Here is a 19,543-nt window from a genome sequence, read left to right as displayed (position 1 = left end):
ACCTCGGCTAACCGACACCGACCTCGTGGAGCTCCACGAAGAAGCGGCCGCCCACCGAGTTACCTCGGTGAACGGCCGCTGCCGGTCCTGCGGAGCTACTTGATCTCGGCGATGACCCCGCCGTTGGTGACGGTCTCGCCGACGGAGGCGTTGAGGCCGGTGATGACGCCGGACTTGTGGGCCTTGAGGGGCTGCTCCATCTTCATCGCCTCGATGACCACGACGACGTCGCCCTCGGCGATCTCCTGGCCTTCCTCGACGGCGACCTTGACGATGGTGCCCTGCATCGGCGAGGTGACCGAGTCGCCCGAGGCGGCCGCGCCGGCCTTCTTCGCCGAGCGCTTCGGCTTCTTCGCGGTGGCGCCGCCGGCAGCGATGCCGCCGAGGCCCGCGGGCAGCGAGACGGAGAGGCGCTTGCCACCGACCTCGACCACGACCGTCTGGCGCTCGTCGTCTTCGGCCGGGTCGCTGGCGGCACCGGCGTAGGGGGTGATCTGGTTGTCGAAGTCGGTCTCGATCCAGGTCGTGTAGACGTCGAAGGAGCCGTTCTCGGCGGTGTAGGCCGGGTCGTTGACGACGGCCTGGTGGAACGGGATCGCGGTCGGCATGCCGTCGACCGCGAACTCGTCGAGCGCGCGACGCGAGCGCTCCAGCGCCTGCTCGCGCGAGGTGCCGGTGATGATCAGCTTCGCGATCAGGGAGTCGAACGAGCCGGGGATGGTCTCGCCCTTCTCGTAGCCGCCGTCGAGGCGTACGCCCGGGCCGGCCGGCGGGGCCCACTCGGTGAGCGTGCCGGGGGCCGGCATGAAGTTGTTGCCGCCGTCTTCGGCGTTGATGCGGTATTCGATCGAGTGGCCGCGGACCTCGGGGTCGCCGTAGCCGAGCTCTTCGCCGGCGGCGATGCGGAACATCTCGCGCACCAGGTCGAGGCCGGTGACCTCCTCGGAGACGCAGTGCTCGACCTGGAGGCGGGTGTTGACCTCGAGGAAGGAGATGGTGCCGTCGGCGGCGACGAGGAACTCACAGGTGCCGGCGCCGACGTAGCCGGCCTCGCGCAGGATCGCCTTGGACGACTCGTAGAGGCGCTTGTTCTGCTCCTCGGTGAGGAACGGCGCAGGCGCCTCCTCGACCAGCTTCTGGTGGCGACGCTGCAGCGAGCAGTCGCGGGTGGAGACGACGACCACGTTGCCGTGCTGGTCGGCCAGGCACTGGGTCTCGACGTGGCGCGGGCGGTCGAGGAACTTCTCGACCAGACACTCGCCGCGCCCGAACGCGCCGACGGCCTCGCGGACGGCCGACTCGTAGAGCTCGGGGATCTCCTCGAGCGTGCGGGCGACCTTCAGGCCGCGGCCGCCGCCGCCGAAGACCGCCTTGATGGCGACCGGGAGGCCGTGCTCCTGGGCGAAGGCAGTGATCTCGGAGGCGTCCTCGACCGGGTCCTTGAGGCCGGGCGCGAGCGGGGCGCCGGCCTTGAGCGCGATCTGCTTGGCCTTCGCCTTGTCACCGAGCGCGTCGATGGCCTCGGGCGAGGGGCCGATCCAGGTCAGGCCGGCGTCGATCACGGCCTGGGCGAACTCGGCGTTCTCGGCCAGGAAGCCGTAGCCGGGGTGGACCGAGTCGGCGCCGGCCTGGCGGGCGACGTCGATGATCTTCTCGATCGACAGGTACGACTCCGCCGGCGTCGCTCCGCCGAGCGAGTAGGACTCGTCGGCCAGGCGCACGAAGAGCGCGTCACGGTCGGGGTCCGCGTAGATCGCTACGGAGCCGATTCCGGCGTCCTTGCACGCGCGGATCACTCGAACGGCGATCTCACCGCGGTTGGCGATCAGGACCTTGGTCAGTGGCTTGCTCAACGAGAACTCCTCCATCGTGAATGCAAGGACATGCTAGAGGAGGCCATCCGGCCTGGCTTCAGGCGTCCGTGATGACGATTGTCACACTCGGGTGAGTTCAGCGAGCGAGCGGGTGATCCGGGTGTAGACGGCGTCATCGACGTGCACGCCGCCGTGCCGCAGGGCCAGCACCGCCGCCCCGGCCAACCCGTCGGTCGCGATGAGCGCGTCCGGCGCGACCCGGTTCACGAAGCCGGGCTGGCGGGCCAGGACGCTTCCGGCAGCCACCAGCGGCCCGTCCACCGCAGGCGTACGCACCGCCGCGAGCGTCTCCGCCAGCCCCACCGCTGCCTCCTCGAGGATGCCTGTGGCGACCGGGTCGCCCGAGTCGGCGGCCTCGAAGGCGAGCGAGGCGAAGTCGGCCAGGCGCAACGGCGGCATCGCATAGAGGGCACCCGTCGCGGCGACGAGCGCGGAGGTGCGGCCGGCGGTGCGCCGCTCGTCCGGGACGATCCGGAGCCGGTCGAGCAGCAGCTCGGTGAGCAGCGTCGAGGTGCCGCGACCGTCGAGCGGCGCGAGCGCGCGGCGTACGACCTCGCGGCCGAGCCAGAAGCCCGAGCCGACGTCGCCGAGCAGCCAGCCCAGCCCGTCGGAGATCGCGGCGAGCTGCCCACCCTCGACCCGCACCGCGCTCGCTCCCGTGCCGGAGAGCAGCACATAGCCGTCGGCCGCCGCCGTCCCCGAGAAGTACGCCGCCAGCACATCGAACTCGAAGACCGGCTCGCCCTCGACCAGGTCGGCGAGCGCCGCCCCGATCGCGCTGCGGTGACCGGTGTCGGCCGCTCCGGCGACGGCCAGTGCGGCACCGGCGACCGAGCCGAGAGACGCGGCGGTCACCGCCTGGCCGGCCGAGGTGACGATGGCGTGCGTGGCCGCGTCGATCCCGGCGGAGGTGGGGTTGCCGCTGCCGGCCCGTCCGACGCCGAGGCAGCGGCCGTCCGAGGCGACGACGACGGCGCGCGTGCTGGTGCCGCCCGCGTCGAGTCCCAAATAGTTGTCAGTCATTGACACCGTTTCGTAACAGAAAACCATTGCCAGGCGTACTCTCTCCAAATAGTTTTCGTGCGCAGGGCCCGTCATACGGTCGCGGCCCGAGTTTGCAAAGTGGGTGGACTAATTGACCAGCGACGTGTTCGGAGCCTTCGATGAGCAGGTTCGCACACGCCTGTCCGCGCTGCAGTCTGTTGCGCAATCCGGCGGTCTCGACGAGGCGATCGACCTGATGGTCGACAGCATCGGCGACAACGGTGTGCTGCAGGCCTTCGGCACCGGCCACTCCCAGGCCTTCGCGATGGAGATCGCCGGCCGCGCCGGAGGGCTGATCCCGACCCACGCCATCGCCCTGCGCGACACCGTCCTCAAGGGCGAGCGTCCGGCCGGCGACCTGGTGGGCGGCCTCCTCGAGCGCGACTCCGACATCGCCGACGAGCTCTGGGAGCTGCACGACTTCCAGCCGCAGGACGTCTTCCTGATCGCGTCCAACTCCGGAGTCAACGGCTCGATCGTCGGCATCGCGCTGCGGGCGAAGGAGGAGGGCCACAAGGTGATCGCCGTGACCAGCCTCGAGCACACCCGGGCGGTCACGCCCAAGCACCCCAGCGGCAAGCGCCTCTCGGAGATCGCCGACGTGGTGATCGACAACCTGGCGCCCTTCGGCGACGCCACCGTGTCGGTCGGCGCCGTGAGCGCCGGCGCGGTCTCCTCGATCACCGCGGCGTACATCGCTCAGCTCCTGACCCTCGCGACCGCGACCAGGATCCAAGCCACGGGCGAGACCCCGCCCCTGTATCTCTCCGCCAACATCCCGGGTGGCGATGAGCACAACGATGCGCTGAAGGCTCACTACGGCGAGCGCATCGGAAGCATGGCATGACAACCCGTAAGAAGAAGTAAAGAGGAAACCACCCGAAAGAAGGCAGCACGATGTCTCAGCAGCTTCACGGCCGGCTTGATCGCCGGACTCTTCTGCGCGGCAGCCTCGCCGGCGCGGCTCTCGTGTCACTCTCCGGTGCGCTGGCCGCCTGTGGCGCGCCCGGCAGCGACTCCGAGAAGAGCGGTGGCGGCACCAAGTCCGACACCAACCCGTTCGGCATGGCCAAGGACTCCACCGTCGACGCGGTGATCTTCGACGGCGGCTATGGCTTTGACTACGTCGAGTTCGCCGGAGGCGTGGTCGGCAAGGAGTTCGCCGACTCCAAGGTCAAGGTCAGCGCGACCTCCAAGATCGCCACCGAGCTGCAGCCGCGCTTCGTCGGCGGCACGCCCCCCGACCTGATCGACAACTCGGGTGCCGACCTGATCGGCTACAGCACCATCGCCTCGCAGCTCGAGACCCTCGACGACGTCTTCGAGGCCGACAACTACGAGGGCACCAAGATCGCCGACACGCTCTACCCCAAGGTCGAGCAGCCCGGCACCTTCGGTGGCAAGTTCGTCGCGATCAACTACGTGATGACCCTCTACGCCGTGTGGCACTCCGCCTCGCTCTTCGAGGAGAACGGCTGGACCGCCCCCAAGACCTGGGACGAGGCCCTCGACCTGGGCGCGAAGGCCAAGGCCAAGAAGAAGTACCTCTTCGTCTGGGGCAAGGAGGCGGCGACCTACTACCGCACCCTGGTCATCGACTCGGCCGCCAAGGAGGGCGGCGACGAGGTGCGCCTCGCGCTGGAGAACCTCGACAAGAAGGCCTGGTCGCACCCGACCATCCAGAGCATCCTCGAGAAGCTCGCCGAGATGGTCAAGCAGGGCATGTTCGTCCCCGGCGGCGCCGGCACCCAGTTCACCGCCGCCCAGGCGAAGTGGTCCAACGACCAGCAGGCGCTGCTCTACCCGAGCGGCGGCTGGATCGAGAACGAGATGAAGAAGTCCACCAAGGACGGCTTCGAGATGACCGGCATCCCGGAGTTCACCCTCACCGAGAACTCCAAGATGCCGTACGAGGCGATCCGCGCCGCTGCCGGCGAGGGCTACATCGTGCCGAGCAAGGCCAAGAACCCCGCCGGCGGCAAGGAGCTGCTGCGCGCGATGCTGTCGAAGGAGGCCGCGACCAACTTCGCCAAGACGAAGCTCGCGCCCACCATCGTCAAGGACACCGTGCCCGCCGACGGGTTCGGCTCGGCGGCGCTGAAGTCGCAGACCTCGATGCTCGACGGCGCCGGAGAGAACGTCTTCAACTTCCAGTTCTACGACTACTACGGCACCAACGCCGACGAGCTCGTCGTGTGGAACTCGTTCCTCTCCGGAGACCTCGACGTCAAGGGTCTGACCCAGAAGGTCCAGGCCATCTTCGACAAGGTCGCCGACGACTCCTCCGTCGAGAAGCTCAAGGTCACCTGATCCACCTCACAGATCGCGAACCACCTATGTCTGCATCAGCAACTGATGCGACGGCGGCTGGGCTCCCCGAGGAGAACCCTTGGGGAGCCCCACCGCGCCGTCGCCGCCGCAAGATCACCCTTGACCGCGCGTTCTTCATGGCCGTCTTCCTCGGCCTACCGGTCGCGGTCTTCGTCATCTTCGTCGTCATCCCGATCGGCCAGGCGCTCTTCTACTCGCTGACCGACTGGTCCGGCTTCTCCCCGGTCATGAACGTCGTCGGCATGGACAACTACGTCAAGCTGCTCCACGACGACACCTTCCTCAAGGCGTTGCGCAACAACGTGCTGCTGACGATCGTGGTGCCGTTCGTGTCCCTGGTCGCGGCGCTGACGATCGCGGTGGTCGTCACCACCGCCGGCCCGAGCACCGGTCAGGTGCGCGGTCTGAACGGCTCCGGCTTCTACCGGGTCGTCTCCTTCTTCCCCTACGCCGTGCCGGCCGTCATCATCGGTCTGCTCTGGGCGCAGGTCTACGACCCCGCCGCCGGTCTGCTCAACGGCATGCTCACGGGCATCGGGTTCGAGGGCTTCACCGACTACGCCTGGCTCGGGGAGGTGCGCGCGGCGATGCCGGCCTCGATGTTCGTGATGATCTGGGCCAACATCGGCTTCTACACCGTGCTGTTCGTCGCGGCGATCAAGGGCGTGCCCGCGGAGATCTACGAGGCTGCCCGCATCGACGGCGCCGGCCGTTTCCGCACGGCGCTCTCGATCACGCTCCCCTCGATCCGCGACAACGTCCAGACCGCCTACATCTACCTCGGCATCCTCACCCTCGACGCGTACGTCTTCATGGCGGCGCTCAACCCGGGCGGTGGGCCGGCCAACTCGACCCTGACGATGAGCCAGCACCTGATGAACACCGCCTTCAAGAAGGGCCAGTTCGGCTATGCCACCTCGATGGGTGTGGTGCTCGCCCTGGTCACGCTGATCTTCGCGGCCCTGGTCTTCACGGTCTTCTATCTCGCCGGTGGCCGGGAGAAGAAGCCGAAGCGCAACACCCCGGCCTTCTTCGCCCACGGCAGGCCGCTGCAGATGCTCAAGGCTCGCGAGGGCTCCCAGGAAGAAGAGGTACGCCGATGAGCGCCGTGACTCTCGACAACACCGCTGCTCCCACCCGCCGGAGCGGGCGCCGGGCGCCCGGCGACGCCCTGGTCGCGGGCACGTCCCACACGATGCTGATCCTGTGGTCGGTGATCGTGATCGTGCCGTTCTGCTGGGTGCTGCTGTCCTCCTTCAAGACGTCGAAGGAGATCCTCGCCTCGCCGTTCTCGCTGCCGGCCGAGTGGAGCTTCGACAACTACGTCAGCGCCTGGACGAAGGCCGGCATCGGCACGTACTTCTTCAACACAGTCATCGTCGTCGGCACCGCCCTGGTGCTGGTGATGCTGCTGGGTGCGATGTGCGCCTACGTGCTGGCGCGGTTCGAGTTCTTCGGCCGCAACTTCATCTACTACTCGCTGCTCGGCGGCCTGACCTTCCCGGTCTTCCTGGTCATCGTGCCGCTGTTCTTCGTGCTCCAGGGCATCGGTCTGCTCAACACGCTGCCGGGCCTGATCATGACCTATGTGGCGTACGCACTGCCGTTCACCGTCTTCTTCCTCTACGCCTTCTTCAAGACGCTGCCCGACGACGTCTACGAGGCCGCGATGATGGATGGTGCGGGGGAGTGGCGCACGTTCTTCCGGATCATGCTGCCGATGGCCGCGCCCGGGATGTCCGGTGTGGCGATCTTCAACTTCCTCGGGCTCTGGAACCAGTTCCTGCTCCCGGTGGCGCTCAACACCGATCGCGACAACTACGTGCTGACCCAGGGGATGGCGTCGTTCTCGGCGCAGGCCGGCTACAACGTCGACTTCGGCGCGCTGTTCGCCGGTGTGGTGATGACCGTGCTGCCGGTGCTCGTCGTCTACCTGATCTTCCAGCGGAGGATCGCCGGGACGGTCTCGACGGGCACCTTCCGCTGAGCCTTCCCACCTCGATGTGATGCGGGTCTCGACCCCTAGGTTAATAACCGCTAACCTAGGGGTCGTGACTGCTTTTCTCCAGCCCGAGCACGAAGAGCTGCGTGCCGTCGTCCGTGACTTCGCCCAGAAGGAGGTCGCGCCCCATGCCGCGCAGTGGGACCGCGACCACCACTTCCCGGTCGACGTCGTCCACAAGATGGGTGAGCTGGGCCTCTTCGGCCTGACCGCTCCCGAGGAGTTCGGCGGCGGCGACGGTGACCTCGTCGCGCTCTGCGTCGCGATCGAGGAGCTCGGCCGGGTCGACCAGTCGATCGGCATCACGCTCGAGGCCGCGGTCGGGCTCGGGATCAACCCGATCCTCACCTACGGCACCGACGAGCAGAAGCAGCGCTGGCTGCCCGACCTCGTGGCGGGCAAGAAGCTGGCTGGCTTCGGGCTCACCGAGCCGGGCGCCGGGTCCGACGCCGGAGCGACGGCCACGAAGGCGGTCCTCGACGGCGAGGAGTGGGTCGTCGACGGATCCAAGCAGTTCATCACCAACTCCGGCTCCTCGATCACCTCGGTGGTCACGGTGACGGCGCGCACCGGCACGCGCGAGAACGGCAAGCCCGAGATCAGCACAATCATGCTGCCCTCGGGCACCCCCGGCTTCACCGCCGAGAAGGCCTACGACAAGCTCGGCTGGCACGCCTCCGACACCCACCCGCTCTCCTTCGACGGCGCTCGGGTGCCCGCCGACCACCTCCTGGGCGAGCGTGGCCGTGGGTACGCGCAGTTCCTCGCCACCCTTGACGACGGCCGGGTCGCGATCGCGGCGCTGGCGGTGGGCTGCATCCAGGCCTGCCTCGACATGGCGCTCGACTACGCCGGTGAGCGCCAGACCTTCGGTGGCCCGATCGGCCGCAAGCAGGGCGTCGCGTTCCAGATCGCCGATCTCGAGGTCATGCTGCGCGCATCGCGCCTGCTGACGTACGAGGCTGCCGCGATGAAGTCCGAGCTGGGCTCCGGCGGCGCGACGATGAAGCAGTTCAAGCAGGCCGCGGCCGCCGCCAAGCTCTACGCCACGGAGTCGGCCGTCTCCGCGACCCGGATCGCCACCCAGATCTTCGGTGGATATGGGTTCATGGAGGAATATCCGGTGGCCCGGTTCTACCGTGACGCCAAGATCCTCGAGATCGGCGAAGGCACCTCCGAGGTGCAGCGGATGCTCATTGCCAGAGGCCTCGGTCTTCCGGTGGAATAGGCGTCAATCTTCCTGCTGGCTGAACGAAACTCGCAAAGTATTCAAACCGCATATCACCACAGACCGTTTACTCTGGCTGCATGGCGTTCGGGGGACAACTGCTCGATCGGCTGCGTCGCACCCGCCTCTTCGGCGAGGTGATCCGCTTCATGATGGTCGGGGGCATTGCGACAGCAGTCGCTTTTGTCATGTTCAACGGCCTGGTCCACGGCTTCTTCCTGGGGGCCGGGCCGATGAACGGGCAGCCGATCCCGGCCTACATCATCGCCAACACCGTCGGCATGGTGATCAGCTACGACCTGAGCCGCCGCTGGACCTTCCGGCATCGCGTCTCCGAGCATCCCGACGGTGGCTTCACCGCCTACGTGGTGATCAACGCGGTCACCATGCTGCTGCCGGTCGCGTGCCTCTACCTGACCCGCAACGTGATCGGCTGGGACAGCGCCATCGCCGACAACCTCTCGGCCAACGTCGTCGGCGTGCTGATGGGACAGGTCGCCCGGTTCTTCCTGTTCCGCAAGTTCGTCTTCGCCAAGCCGATCCGCTACACGCAGGTCTACGGCAGCGTCGAGGAGCAGGCAGCCGCCCGCGAGTCAGCTGCCGATGCCGATTCCGAGGGCACTGTGCTGGTCGCCCCCGAGCCTCGCGCGCGGATCATCGGGTCCACAGATCGGGCCACGCATGACCGAGCTCGCTGAGCAGGCCGCGTAGCAGGGGCAGGCTCAGACCGACCACGTTGTGGTGGTCGCCCTCGATCCCGGTCACGAACGCCCCGCCGAGCCCGTCGATCGTGAACGCACCGGCGACGTGCAGCGGCTCGCCGGTCGCGACGTACGCCTTGATCTCCTCGTCGCTGACGTCGGCGAAGTGCACCGTGGTCGACGCGGTCCGCGAGATCGTCCGGCCCGTCGCCGTGTCGACCAGCGCGTGCCCGGAGACGAGCACCCCGCTGCGCCCCCGCATCTCCTGCCAGCGCCGCGTCGCCTCCTCGGCGTCCGCGGGCTTGCCGAGGGGCTTGCCGTGCAGCTCGAGGACGCTGTCGCAGCCGAGCACCAACGCTCCGGCAGGCACCTCGGGGCGCTCGGCCACGGCGTCGCGCTTGAGCTCGGCGAGACCGAGCGCCAGCTCGGTCGGAGGCAGCCCGTCGAGCCTGCTCTCGTCGACGCCTGAGACGATCACGACCGGCTCGACGCCGGCGCTGCGAAGCGTCTGCAGTCGGGCGGGGGACTTGGAGGCAAGGACCAACGTGGTCATAGGTCAACCCTAGGGCTCAAAGGTCCTTTACCTCGGCGCTGGTCCCCGCTAGGTTTCGCACGTTGATCCAACCCAATTGAGGAGAACCCCGTGGCCGACTACCCGCCACCCCCGCCCCCGCAGCAGCCTTACGGCGCCGGCCCCGTAGGTGAGGTCCCGCTGAGCCAGCCGCTCCGAGGCGCCTCGCCCCGCGACGCCATCGTGCGCTTCTTCAAGAAGTACGCCGGCTTCGAAGGCCGCGCCAGCCGCTCCGAGTTCTGGTGGCCCTGGCTCTTCGCCTTTGTCGTCAACACGGCGATCAGCCTGATCCTCGGCAACGACTCGGCGGCCGGTTCCATCGTCGGCGGGCTCTTCGCCCTCGCCATCCTGGTGCCGCAGCTCGCCGTCGGCGCTCGCCGTCTGCACGACACCGGCCGCTCCGGCTGGTGGCAGCTGCTCTACCTGACCTGCATCGGCATCATCGTGCTGATCGTTTTCTGGGCGCTGCCCGAGAAGGCTGAGGGCGACAAGTACAACGTCGCCTGATTGCGAACTTGATACTTCGCTGAATGAGCCTGGCCACCGACATTGTCGGTGGCCAGGCTTAATGTCAGACCATGACCTGGCGGAAGTACACGCAGGAGATGCTGCAGGAGGCGGTCGACAACTCGACGTCCGTCGCCGGCGTACTGCGGCATCTGGGCCTCAACCAGGCGGGTGGCACCCACGCCCACATCAGCCGGATGCTCAAGAAGATGAGCATCGACACGAGCCACTTCGTTCGGTACGTCGGAACGGGCGCGCACGCGCGACACTCGGCGGACGAGATCCTAGTTGTCCGACCGCAAGGCAGCGGCCGTGCGAAGCCACCCATGTTGCGCAGGGCTCTTCTTGAGATCGGGCGGCCGTACGTCTGTGCAGAATGTGGCTGCGGTGATGAATGGCGGGGCAGACCTATTCGGCTGCACATCGACCACGTCGACGGCGACTTCCATAACAACGTCGCTGAGAACCTGCGATTCCTCTGCCCAAACTGCCATAGCCAGACCCCGAACTTCAGCGGCGCAAGTCGTGGAAAATACACCTTGATCGGTGGATAGATCACAGAGAGCACGCGGCTGTCTCGCTGCGGTGGTTTGCCCTACACTGATCGCCGCGTCGCCGAAGTGGTGGAATTGGCAGACACGCAGCACTTAGGATGCTGTGCTTCAGGGCGTGCGGGTTCAAGTCCCGCCTTCGGCACCCAGATTCCGGGTCGTCCCCGGGGCGACCCAGGGTCGATCCCCATGGACAACAGGCCCGTGACCCCCAAGGATGGAAGAACAACACCCATCCAGGAGGGATGAGACATGTCGTTCAAGGACAACGCGTCCAACTGGCGCGATGGCGTCCAGAAGGGCGTCGACGGCGCCAAGCCGGCAGTGGAGGACGCCAAGGTGAAGTCTGCTCCTCACCTTGTCACCGGCGGCGAGAAGACGATCGAGAAGGCGGGCGAGCTCAGGGCGCAGTTCGAGGCCAAGCGCGCCGAGGTCACCTCGGCGACCGACGCCGCCTCGCCGAGGAACCAGGCGCTCTCGGGTCTGCTGCAGGTCGGTGAGGCCGCCACCGGCGTCGCCGCCCAGGCGGGCGAGTGGCTGAAGGAGACGGGCGCCAAGTGGGGCTCCGGCCCGGTGGTGGTGCAGCCGCCGAAGGAGATCCGTGGCGAGGACGTACCTCCGCCGCCGGACTTCAAGAAGCCCGGCGGCGACCTCTAGGAAGCGAGGCCGAGGTCGCGGCGCAGCTTGGCGACGTGGCCCGTCGCCTTCACGTTGTACTGCGCGACCTCGATCTTGCCATCCTCGTCGATGACGAACGTCGAGCGGATCACGCCCTCGACGACCTTGCCGTAGAGCTTCTTCTCACCGAAGGCGGCGTACGCCTTGTGCACGGAGAGGTCTTCGTCGGAGACCAGCGTGATGCTGAGCCCGTCACGCTCGCGGAACTTCGCGAGCTTGGCGGGCTTGTCCTTCGAGACGCCGATGACCTCGTAGCCGGCCGCCTTCAGCGAATCGAGCGAGTCGGTGAAGTCGCAGGCCTGCTTGGTGCAGCCCGGCGTCATCGCGGCGGGGTAGAAGTAGACGATCACCTTGCGGCCGCGGAGGTCCTTCAGGGAGACCTCGGCTCCGGTGTCGTCGGGAAGAGTCAGATCGGGGGCGACGTCGCCCGGCTCGAGACGTGTCATGCGGCAAACGTAGCGAACTTCCCACGCGAACCGCAGCGGTGGTGCGCGCAGCGGCCGTACGCCGGTTGCTAAGGTCGGCGCATGTCCAAGGACCAGACTTCCTCGCTCGAGTCCGAGATCGAAGAGATCCGCGACCGGCTCGCGGGCACCATCGACGAGCTGATCTATCGGGGCAGCCCCAAGACGATCGCCCAACGCCAGGTCGCGGCCGTGAAAGCCGTCTACGTCGACCCGGTCACCGGCGAACCGCGGATGGGCAACATCGCCAAGACCGTCGGTGGCGTTGTCGGCGTCGGGCTGGTCATGGCGACGCTCCGGATGATCACCAGGACCAACTGACACATCCGGTGAGCGACAAGACCCCTATCAAGATGCTCCACGACCGAGTGCTGGTCGAGGTGGAGTCCGACGCCGGTGAGCGCCGTTCGTCCGGAGGCATCGTCATCCCGGCGACCGCCGCCATCGGCGCGGCCCGCCGGCTCTCCTGGTCACGCGTGGTCGCGATCGGGCCGCATGCGCGTGCCGTCGAGATCGGCGACCGGGTGCTCTTCGACGCCGACGACAAGCCGGAGGTCGAGGTCGCCGGCGAGGTCTACGTGCTGATGCGCGAGCGCGACGTGCACGCTGTCGCCGCTGACCGGGTCGCCGACGGGTCGACCGGGCTGTATCTCTAGTCGCACCGCCGACCCGGCGCGTCCTGACCACGATATCCGCCGAGTCGGCGCGTTCTAACGAGCCGACTCGACCGGAGAACGTGTCAGGACGAGCCGACTCGGCTCTTCTTTGGCAGCGCGTTGAACCGGTGGGCGAACACGACGATGTTGCTGTCGTAGCCCGAGCCGTTCCAGTCGGTGCAGGTGATGACCACCAGGCGGCCGTCGCCGTGGTCCTGGCCGAAGATGCGCTGTGACTGCTCGGCCAGCTCGCTACGGCTGAGCACCTGGACGGAGTCGACCTGGTGCTGGAAGGTGCCGTCCTTGGTGGCGATGTCGACCTCTTGGCCGGGCTCGATGTGGTCGAGCTTGTTGAGGCTGCCGCCGCCGGTGTGCACGGTGTGGCCGGTGACGACCGTCTGGCCCTGCGCCGAGCCCGGCTTGGCGCTGCCGACCCACCAGCCGATCTCCCGCGGGTTGCGCGGCGGGTCGAGCACCTCGCCACGAAGACGGATCGGCACGACCTTCGCCTTCGTCTTCAGCCCCGGCAGCTCCAGACGCTGTGGGGCACCGGGCGGCACCTCCGCGTCGGCGTCACCACCGGGCCAGACCAGGCCGGCCAGGACCATCACGATCGCCAGCGTCACCAAGGCGGTCCAGAGACCGCTCGCCGCCGCGGCGAGCCGCGACGGCGAGTCGATCTTGTGGGTGGCCTCAGCCACGTCGGAGCGTACGGACGTACGCCGCTGCGCCTGCGCCACCGGCGGCGAGCAGCAGCATCGCGACGAGGGCGATGCGGCCCGCGCTGCCGTCGTCGTAGCTCTCCATGCCGGCGGTCACGACCGTGGGCACCGTGGCGGGCGCCTCGGCCGGCGGGTTCTTCTGCGGCGCGTGCGGGGCGGCCTTCTCGGCCGGGCTGTTCGGGCCGCAGTTGCTGGTGCCGATGGTCAGGTGGGCGAGGCTGCTGCCGACGAAGGCCCTGGCCGCGGGAAGGACCTCGGCGTCGAGCGCGGTCACGCTGATCGCCCCGGGCGACCGGTCCTGGGCGTTGAGGGTGATGTCGAGGACGTTCTCCTCCAGCGGAGCGAGCTGCTCCTCGATCGAGGTCAGCAGCGGTTCGAGGAGCTGCGCCTGCAGCTGGGTGACGATCGGGTCGATGTCGGCAAGCGCCCCGCCCAGACCCTTGGTGAGCTGAGTCTTCAGCGCCGCCAGCACGGCGTCCACCACACCGGAGAGGTCGGTGACGACCTTCTGGTTGACCGCCGGCTCGACCGGGAGGTCGACCAGGTCGACCCGGCCGGCGCCCGGCACGTTGGCGTACGCCTTCGCGTTGGTGATGGTGCTGTCGCCGTTGGCGGCCTTGGCGTTGGCCGTGCAGCTGCTCTGCACGGCGCCGAGGTCGAGGTAGAGACCGGGGCTGCCGAGCGCTTCGACCAGCGGGGCGAGCAGCTCGCGGAGCCCGTCGGCGATCTGGGCCTGGAACGGCTTGAGCTGACCCTGAACCTGGTCGTCCACGCCCATGAACATCTCGGACTGGATCACCTTGACGTTGCTGAAGTCGAGGCTGCCGACGTCGAGGGAGAGGTTGTTGCCGCCCTTGAGGCAGTCGCCGTCGCCGACCGCGACCAGGGTCGCGCCGTCTCCGGCGACGCCGGAGCAGGCTGCCGAGGTGGCGTTGCCCTTGGCGACGGCGTTCTGCGCCAAGGTGCCTGCCTGGAGAGCCTTCTGGCCACCGAGCGCGGTGAGGACCGGCTCGTTGACGCCCTTGCTGGACTCGGTGGAGCCGTCATGGGTGACGGAGTAGGTGCCGGTGTCGGTGGCTCCGGTGCCGGCGACCTCCAGGCTCAGCGCGGTGGCGGACGCCTGCGAGACCGTGGCGGCGCTCGCAGGTGCGGCTGACAAAGCAACCATGGCGGCCGCGGCCGCGACGGCGGCTCCCCGCGCGATGAGTGTTGTGCGCACGTGTATCCCTCTCTTTGATCTTCGTCACACACAACGTTAATCGAACATCGCAGGTTACGGGCCGGGGTATCACTTCTGGCCTGCGGAATCCTGGAGTCGGCTCAGCGATCGCACACGGTGCCGTCGGCGTCCCCGTCGCGATACCAGTCGTACTCGGGGTCACTACCCTTCTCGTACGGCCCATAACCCTCGTCGGTCGCCTTGCCGCAGGTGTCGAAACGTGGGTCGTCGCCGCTCGATCCGCCCTCGGGAGCGTTGCTCTGCTCGTCGTCCGGAGGCGTCGGAGCGGGCTCCGGGGCAGGGTCCGGGGCCGGCGCTTCCTGCGCCAGGCGGACGGTGATCTCCGGGTCGCCGCAACCGGCGGCGACGTCCTCGAGCGCAGCCTTCTCCCGGGGGTCGGCGAAGAGGCTCCAGCGGATCTTCACCGCGACCCAGTCGGCGACGTACGTGCAGTGGTTGTCGGCGGCGTCGGGCATCCAGTCGGCCGGGTCCTGGTCGCTCTTGCTGCGGTTGCTGGCAGCGGTCACGGCGATCAGTGCTCGCGGGTCACCGAGGTCGTTGGCGTACGCCTCGCGCAGCTCGCTCGTCCACCGGTCGGCGCCCGACTCCCAGCCCTCCTTGAGCGGCACCATGTGGTCGATGTCGAGGCCGCCGGGGCGGTTGACGGTGACGCCGTCGTAGGTGGAGAGCCACCGGCCCTTGGTCACCTCGCACCTGCCGCGCGGCTTGGTCTCGGACTCCTCGAGGAGCACCTCGGCGCGGGTGTCCTGGCAGTCGCCGTCGGCGTCGATCCAGTGGTTGAACTCATCCCGCTCGTAGCCCGACCCGACCTCCTCGGCGACGGGCAGCTTGGCGATCGCTTCGGTCAGGTGAAGGCTGACCTGCTCGCCGCTCTCGGCGCCGTAGCCGGCCTGCACGGCGGTGTCGGACTGGGGCATCTCGGCGCATCCGGCGCAGAGGAGGGCGACGGCGAGCAGGGCCGCCGGTGGGCGCAGCATGTTGGGGGACTCCGAGAGTTGGGGAAGAGCTCTGGGGAGCTGGGGCACCCGAACTCTGCCGGAGCCGTCGAAGGCCGTGGGGGAGGCGCGCCGATCAGGCGAACGTCTGCGCGAATGTTGTCCACACGAGCTCGTACGCCGGGCAAAACGAATCCCAGGCCGAGGCATCAGCCTCGGCCTGGGATTGTTGCTAGCTGGTCCCGATCAGCAGATCAGGCCTGTGCGCGGCGCAGCAGGAACCACCGGGTGGCGGCAGCGGCGGCGACGAGCAGAGCGAGCGCGCCGGCGGCGACCCCACCCTTGGCGGCCGGCGACGACATCAGGTCGACCTCGGCGTTGGCGGGAGCGTCGTCCGGCTTGACCGAGACACCGGCCTTCGGGTCCGACTTGTCACCGGAGACGTTGACGGCGACGTTCTTCTTGTCGCCGGTCTCGGCGGCCTTCTCCTCGGAGAGGCTGAGGCCGTTGGTGCCGCAGGTGCTGGTGCCGATGGCAACGTTGGCGGCGGTCGGGGCGCCGACCTTCTTGACGGCGTCGAGCACCTTGATGTCGAGGGCGGAGACCTCGAGCGACTTGGCGGTCTTGTCCTGCTTGTTCATGGAGATCTTGACCAGGTCGGTCTCGATGCCCTTGAGGAGCACGGCGAGCTGCTCCTTGATGTGCTCGATCAGGTCGACGCGGACCGAGACGTCGATGCCGGCCGGAGCGAGCTTGGTCTTCAGGCCCGACTGGAGAAGGGTGTCGACGCGGCCGAGGACGGCGTCGGTCACCGGCGAGAGGTCGGGGACGACCGTCGTGTTCTTCTTCGGGTTCGTCGGCAGGTCGGCGACCTTGATGTCACCCTTGCCGGGCACGTTGACCTTGACGACAGCGTTCTTGAGCTTCGTCTTGCCCTTGAAGTCGGTGCCCTGCGCCATGCAGGTGCTCTCCGCGGCGTCGAGGTCGACGCCGACCGAGAGGCCGCCGACCTTGGTGAGCACGCCGGCGACGATCGTCTGGACCAGGTCGTTGACCGGGCCGAGCTTGACGTGGACGTCCTTGCTCTCGTCGTTGAGCAGGTAGTCGGTGGTGGCGCCCAGCTTGTTGAGGTTGAGCTCGGCGAGGTTCACCGTGACGGCCTCGCCCGGCTTCACGCAGCTGGAGCCGTCGCCGATGGCGACGAGGGTCGCGCCCTTGCCGGCCACGGCGGAGCAGGCGCCGGAGTAGGCGGTGCCCTTCTGCAGAGCGGCGGCGGCGTCCTGAGCGAAGACGCCGACCGAGAGCAGCTCCTTGTTGCCCTTGAGCAGCGGGAGCGCAGGCTTGTTGGTGCCGGAGTTGACGGTCTTCTTGCCGTTGTAGGTGGCGGTGTAACGACCGGTGTCGACCTTGGCCTTGTCGGCCAGGTCAACGGACAGGGCGACCGAGGAGGCCTTGGCCTTCGGCTGGTCCGACTGGGACGCCGACGCGGGAGCCGCGGCCACGGAAAGACCGATCATCGCGGTCGCCGCCACAAAGGCGGCTCCGCGGACCGAGAGTGGGGAGCGCAAGAGACTTCTCCAATATGGATTGATTACTGTCAATGACAGGGCACGGCGAGTGGAAATCAGCATCTGCAGCCCCCCGGTTGCTGTGCGACTCGTCGTGACGAGTCGGGGAGTCTAGCCACGTCGGATCGGGGCTGCATAGGCGCGAACAGCGCTCGAAAGAGGCCGAGATCGGCCGTAACTTTCGTTGCAACACCTCGTATCGGCGCACCTGATGGCCGGCGTTGTGGATGTCCGTCTCGATCGACACCAGGAAGTCTGGGGATGCTGGGCGAGTTGTGGTGAGTGCGTGGCGTACGTGTGTTCGTAAACAAAGCGTCGTAGGTATCTCCACGACTCGATTCGGCGCGTATTTCCTCACACTGCCGGGGTGGTGAAACGGCACCACGCCGCCGTCGCGTCGTCGTGGCGCTTCCCGCTGAGCCTGCCGGTCGCGGTCTCGTCGAGGTCGCGCGTACGCCGCACCAGCTCTGCCGGCCCGGACGACTCCAGGATCGAGAGCAGCTCGGCCCAGCCCCGCCCGTGGCGCTCGACCAGGGTCGCCGCGCCGTCGGAGAGGACCGCCGCTGCCCGGACCGGCTGCGTGGCGAGGTCGAGGCTGCCGGTGACCGCATGCCGCGCGGCCTCCGGCACCGTGCTCGCGACCCAGAACCCGGCCGCGGTGTTGCGCGCCTCCGCCACGGCTGGCACCGAGTAGTCGCCGAGGTGGTCGAGGCGGTCGTCGGTGATCGCGAGAAGGCTGTCGTCTGCCATCTCGAAGACGACCGACGAGTCGGCGAGAGCGAGATAGTCGGCTCTGCCGTCCCGCACGCGCAGGAGCGCGACCGTCGAGGACGGGCTGCTCGGGTTCGTGAGGTCGCAGGTCTGGGCGTGCGCTTCGCAGACCTCCGCGATGGCGACCTCGAGGATCTCGGCAAGGCTCGCCGAGCTCGCCGAGCTCGCCGAGCTCGCCGAGGTCGGCGAGGTCGGCGAGGTCAGTGCCGCGGCGAGGCGGAGCCCGAGGGTGCGTACGAGCCAGGGGACGTCGTGGAGGCACCCGGTCTCCAGGCCCGGCACCGGTGTGGCGCCGTCGAGGACGATGACGAAGTCGTCGCCGGCGAGCACGAAGTCCTCGTTGTGCTCGTGGGTCGGCGAGGTCTCGGTGTAGATCTGGGTCTCGAGACTGATGGGCAGCGACGTCGTCGGGTCCATACGTCCAGCCTGACGCATCTCCCGCCGCGGCGGGTCAGGCTCGTGCTCGCCCGACCCGCCGCGTTCGTGTTCTTCTCCGGGACGCGTCGCTCAGCCCATGATCTTTCGGATGAGGGGTTTGAAACCGTTGCTGTAGCCCTCGGGGCTGGGGTGGTAGGCGTCGGTCGCGCTGAGCTCGGCCTTGCCGTTGAGGAACGGCGAGCTGGAGCAGATGTCATGGCCGGAGAACTGCTGGATCGGGTTGATGTGCTGGATGCCGGCGACGCGGCTGCGATCGGCGATCTCGGCCTCGAGGTTGTCGGCGAGCCCGTTGAGGGCCGTCGCCTCGTTGGGGGAGATGCCGTCGGCGTCGGGGCAGCTGATGTCGGCGCCGAAGAAGCGCGGGTAGCCGATCGAGATCACGGTGGCGCCTGGCGCACCCTGCTTGACGGAGTCGTAGGCGGCGTCCAGCTTGGCGCCGAGCTCGGTGTCGATGCGCTGGTTGACCTCGTCGACCTTGGCCAGGCACGACGGTTCGTCGAAGGACGAGCCACAGCTGAGGAGGAGCTCGGCGAAGCCGATGTCGTTCCCGCCGATGCTGATGGTCACCCAGTCGGTCTCAGCGCTCAGGGACTTGCTCTGGGTGTTGACGACGTCGCCGGTGACCGCGCCCCCGCAGGCAGGGAAGACCAGCGTGGTGCTCGCACGTTCGGCAGCGATCTGTGGTCCGTACGCATCGCTGCTGCGGCTGCAGGCGAGGCTGAGGTCAGGGTTTCGCGTGCCGTTCCCGGCGGCGAACGAGTCGCCGACCGCGGCGTACTCCTCGCTCGCGGCCGCCTGGGCACTCTGGACAGTCGCGCCGGCGAGGGCGCCGGTGGCGGCGATGGCTGTGGCGGAGCTGATGATGACGCGGGACAGGGTGGAACTCATGAGTTCTCCTCGAACGTCGGGGGAGTCACGCCCGCCGGGTGGCGGATGTGACGGCGATCACATTCCCGGTGGCTACCGAACGGTAACCACGGCCACGCCCCTCGGCAAGAGTCGCCGGGCGGTGGTCCCGACATACGAAAATCACCTGCCGGGTGTTCGTCGCATCGCTCACCCGAGATGAAGAAAGCTCCTGACCGTTGGTGCCGGTCAGGAGCTTGTGTGGTACGCCATGTAGGACTTGAACCTACAACCCGCTGATAAATCTGAGTCGCCGTGTACGAGGAGATGTTGAGCGTGGGAACCGGTCTGAGTTGGTCCAGTTCGTTGTGGTTGATCGTGGGGCATTGCGGAGCACTCCTTACGCAACTCCTTAC

General features: G+C 68.0%; 21 protein-coding genes and 1 tRNA gene. 12 read left to right on the top strand and 10 right to left on the bottom strand.

The annotated features are described in order from the left end of the window. Positions 1-95: 95 nt before the first annotated feature. Together FB381_RS20015 and FB381_RS20010 are read right to left on the bottom strand one after the other, a co-directional pair. Positions 96-1,868, bottom strand: coding sequence for an acetyl/propionyl/methylcrotonyl-CoA carboxylase subunit alpha (locus FB381_RS20015; protein ID WP_141781902.1), 1,773 nt, complete (start codon positions 1,866-1,868; stop codon positions 96-98). A gap of 66 nt (positions 1,869-1,934) precedes the next feature. Further along, positions 1,935-2,897, bottom strand: a complete 963-nt coding sequence (locus tag FB381_RS20010; RefSeq protein WP_170225243.1) for an N-acetylglucosamine kinase — start codon at positions 2,895-2,897, stop codon at positions 1,935-1,937. Positions 2,898-3,009: 112 nt separating this feature from the next. Here FB381_RS20010 and FB381_RS20005 point away from each other — a divergent pair, with 112 nt between their 5' ends. The 6 genes from FB381_RS20005 (at position 3,010) to FB381_RS19980 (ending at position 9,177) form a co-directional block, all read left to right on the top strand. Continuing rightward, on the top strand, positions 3,010-3,765 hold the full coding sequence (locus FB381_RS20005) for a sugar isomerase domain-containing protein (RefSeq protein WP_246088222.1): 756 nt from the start codon (positions 3,010-3,012) through the stop codon (positions 3,763-3,765). 50 nt (positions 3,766-3,815) lie between these two features. Further along, positions 3,816-5,228, top strand: a complete 1,413-nt coding sequence (ngcE, locus tag FB381_RS20000; protein ID WP_141781900.1) for an N-acetylglucosamine/diacetylchitobiose ABC transporter substrate-binding protein — start codon at positions 3,816-3,818, stop codon at positions 5,226-5,228. 26 nt (positions 5,229-5,254) lie between these two features. Further along, a complete protein-coding gene (locus tag FB381_RS19995; RefSeq protein ID WP_246088221.1) occupies positions 5,255-6,352 on the top strand; it encodes a carbohydrate ABC transporter permease in 1,098 nt (365 codons plus the stop codon). Further along, positions 6,349-7,236, top strand: coding sequence for a carbohydrate ABC transporter permease (locus FB381_RS19990; RefSeq protein ID WP_141781899.1), 888 nt, complete (start codon positions 6,349-6,351; stop codon positions 7,234-7,236). The genes FB381_RS19995 and FB381_RS19990 overlap by 4 nt, the downstream gene beginning before the upstream one ends. Positions 7,237-7,300: 64 nt before the next feature. Further along, positions 7,301-8,479, top strand: a complete 1,179-nt coding sequence (locus FB381_RS19985) for an acyl-CoA dehydrogenase family protein (protein ID WP_141781898.1) — start codon at positions 7,301-7,303, stop codon at positions 8,477-8,479. Between the two features lie 80 nt (positions 8,480-8,559). Beyond that, the gene (locus tag FB381_RS19980) at positions 8,560-9,177 is read left to right on the top strand and encodes a GtrA family protein (protein WP_141781897.1); all 618 of its coding nucleotides are present in this window, start codon (positions 8,560-8,562) and stop codon (positions 9,175-9,177) included. On the opposite strand, the gene FB381_RS19975 is transcribed toward FB381_RS19980, so the two are convergent. Next, positions 9,134-9,733: a Maf family protein gene (locus FB381_RS19975; protein ID WP_141781896.1), complete on the bottom strand. Its 600-nt coding sequence runs from the start codon at positions 9,731-9,733 to the stop codon at positions 9,134-9,136. The two genes, FB381_RS19980 and FB381_RS19975, sit on opposite strands and share 44 nt — an antisense overlap. Before the next feature lie 90 nt (positions 9,734-9,823). Here FB381_RS19975 and FB381_RS19970 point away from each other — a divergent pair, with 90 nt between their 5' ends. From FB381_RS19970 to FB381_RS19955, 4 genes are all read left to right on the top strand, one after another. Beyond that, positions 9,824-10,258: a DUF805 domain-containing protein gene (locus FB381_RS19970; RefSeq protein WP_246088220.1), complete on the top strand. Its 435-nt coding sequence runs from the start codon at positions 9,824-9,826 to the stop codon at positions 10,256-10,258. Between the two features lie 71 nt (positions 10,259-10,329). Beyond that, the gene (locus tag FB381_RS19965) at positions 10,330-10,812 is read left to right on the top strand and encodes an HNH endonuclease signature motif containing protein (RefSeq protein ID WP_141781895.1); all 483 of its coding nucleotides are present in this window, start codon (positions 10,330-10,332) and stop codon (positions 10,810-10,812) included. A 60-nt stretch (positions 10,813-10,872) separates the two neighbouring features. After that, positions 10,873-10,954 (top strand) — tRNA-Leu (locus FB381_RS19960). Between the two features lie 107 nt (positions 10,955-11,061). Next, on the top strand, positions 11,062-11,466 hold the full coding sequence (locus FB381_RS19955) for a hypothetical protein (RefSeq protein ID WP_141781894.1): 405 nt from the start codon (positions 11,062-11,064) through the stop codon (positions 11,464-11,466). On the opposite strand, the gene bcp is transcribed toward FB381_RS19955, so the two are convergent. Then, positions 11,463-11,933, bottom strand: a complete 471-nt coding sequence (gene bcp, locus FB381_RS19950) for a thioredoxin-dependent thiol peroxidase (RefSeq protein WP_141781893.1) — start codon at positions 11,931-11,933, stop codon at positions 11,463-11,465. The genes FB381_RS19955 and bcp overlap by 4 nt on opposite strands. Positions 11,934-12,014: 81 nt before the next feature. Between bcp and FB381_RS19945 the strand changes: the two genes are divergently transcribed. Both FB381_RS19945 and FB381_RS19940 read left to right on the top strand, forming a co-directional pair. Next, positions 12,015-12,272 (top strand): DUF3618 domain-containing protein, encoded by a 258-nt coding sequence (locus FB381_RS19945; protein WP_141781892.1) that lies wholly within the window; start codon positions 12,015-12,017, stop codon positions 12,270-12,272. An 8-nt stretch (positions 12,273-12,280) separates the two neighbouring features. Further along, on the top strand, positions 12,281-12,607 hold the full coding sequence (locus FB381_RS19940; protein ID WP_141781891.1) for a GroES family chaperonin: 327 nt from the start codon (positions 12,281-12,283) through the stop codon (positions 12,605-12,607). 83 nt (positions 12,608-12,690) lie between these two features. Here FB381_RS19940 and FB381_RS19935 read toward each other — a convergent pair whose 3' ends face one another. The 6 genes from FB381_RS19935 to FB381_RS19910 form a co-directional block, all read right to left on the bottom strand. Then, positions 12,691-13,308, bottom strand: a complete 618-nt coding sequence (locus tag FB381_RS19935) for a class F sortase (RefSeq protein WP_141781890.1) — start codon at positions 13,306-13,308, stop codon at positions 12,691-12,693. After that, a complete protein-coding gene (locus tag FB381_RS19930; protein ID WP_141781889.1) occupies positions 13,301-14,548 on the bottom strand; it encodes a hypothetical protein in 1,248 nt (415 codons plus the stop codon). The genes FB381_RS19935 and FB381_RS19930 overlap by 8 nt, the downstream gene beginning before the upstream one ends. A 101-nt stretch (positions 14,549-14,649) precedes the next feature. Next, positions 14,650-15,546: a GmrSD restriction endonuclease domain-containing protein gene (locus tag FB381_RS19925; protein WP_141781888.1), complete on the bottom strand. Its 897-nt coding sequence runs from the start codon at positions 15,544-15,546 to the stop codon at positions 14,650-14,652. A 212-nt stretch (positions 15,547-15,758) separates the two neighbouring features. Then, positions 15,759-17,021 carry a hypothetical protein gene (locus tag FB381_RS19920; protein ID WP_141781887.1) on the bottom strand — a complete coding sequence of 421 codons (1,263 nt, stop codon included), beginning with the start codon at positions 17,019-17,021 and terminating at the stop codon, positions 15,759-15,761. Positions 17,022-17,426: 405 nt separating this feature from the next. Then, positions 17,427-18,260, bottom strand: a complete 834-nt coding sequence (locus FB381_RS19915; RefSeq protein ID WP_141781886.1) for a protein phosphatase 2C domain-containing protein — start codon at positions 18,258-18,260, stop codon at positions 17,427-17,429. Positions 18,261-18,350: 90 nt separating this feature from the next. Continuing rightward, complete coding sequence (locus FB381_RS19910; protein ID WP_141781885.1) at positions 18,351-19,169, bottom strand: SGNH/GDSL hydrolase family protein; 819 nt, start codon at positions 19,167-19,169, stop codon at positions 18,351-18,353. Positions 19,170-19,543 lie beyond the last annotated feature (374 nt).

Source organism: Nocardioides albertanoniae (assembly GCF_006716315.1).
GTDB classification, from domain to species: domain Bacteria; phylum Actinomycetota; class Actinomycetes; order Propionibacteriales; family Nocardioidaceae; genus Nocardioides; species Nocardioides albertanoniae.
This window is presented reverse-complemented; position numbering and strand designations above follow the sequence as displayed.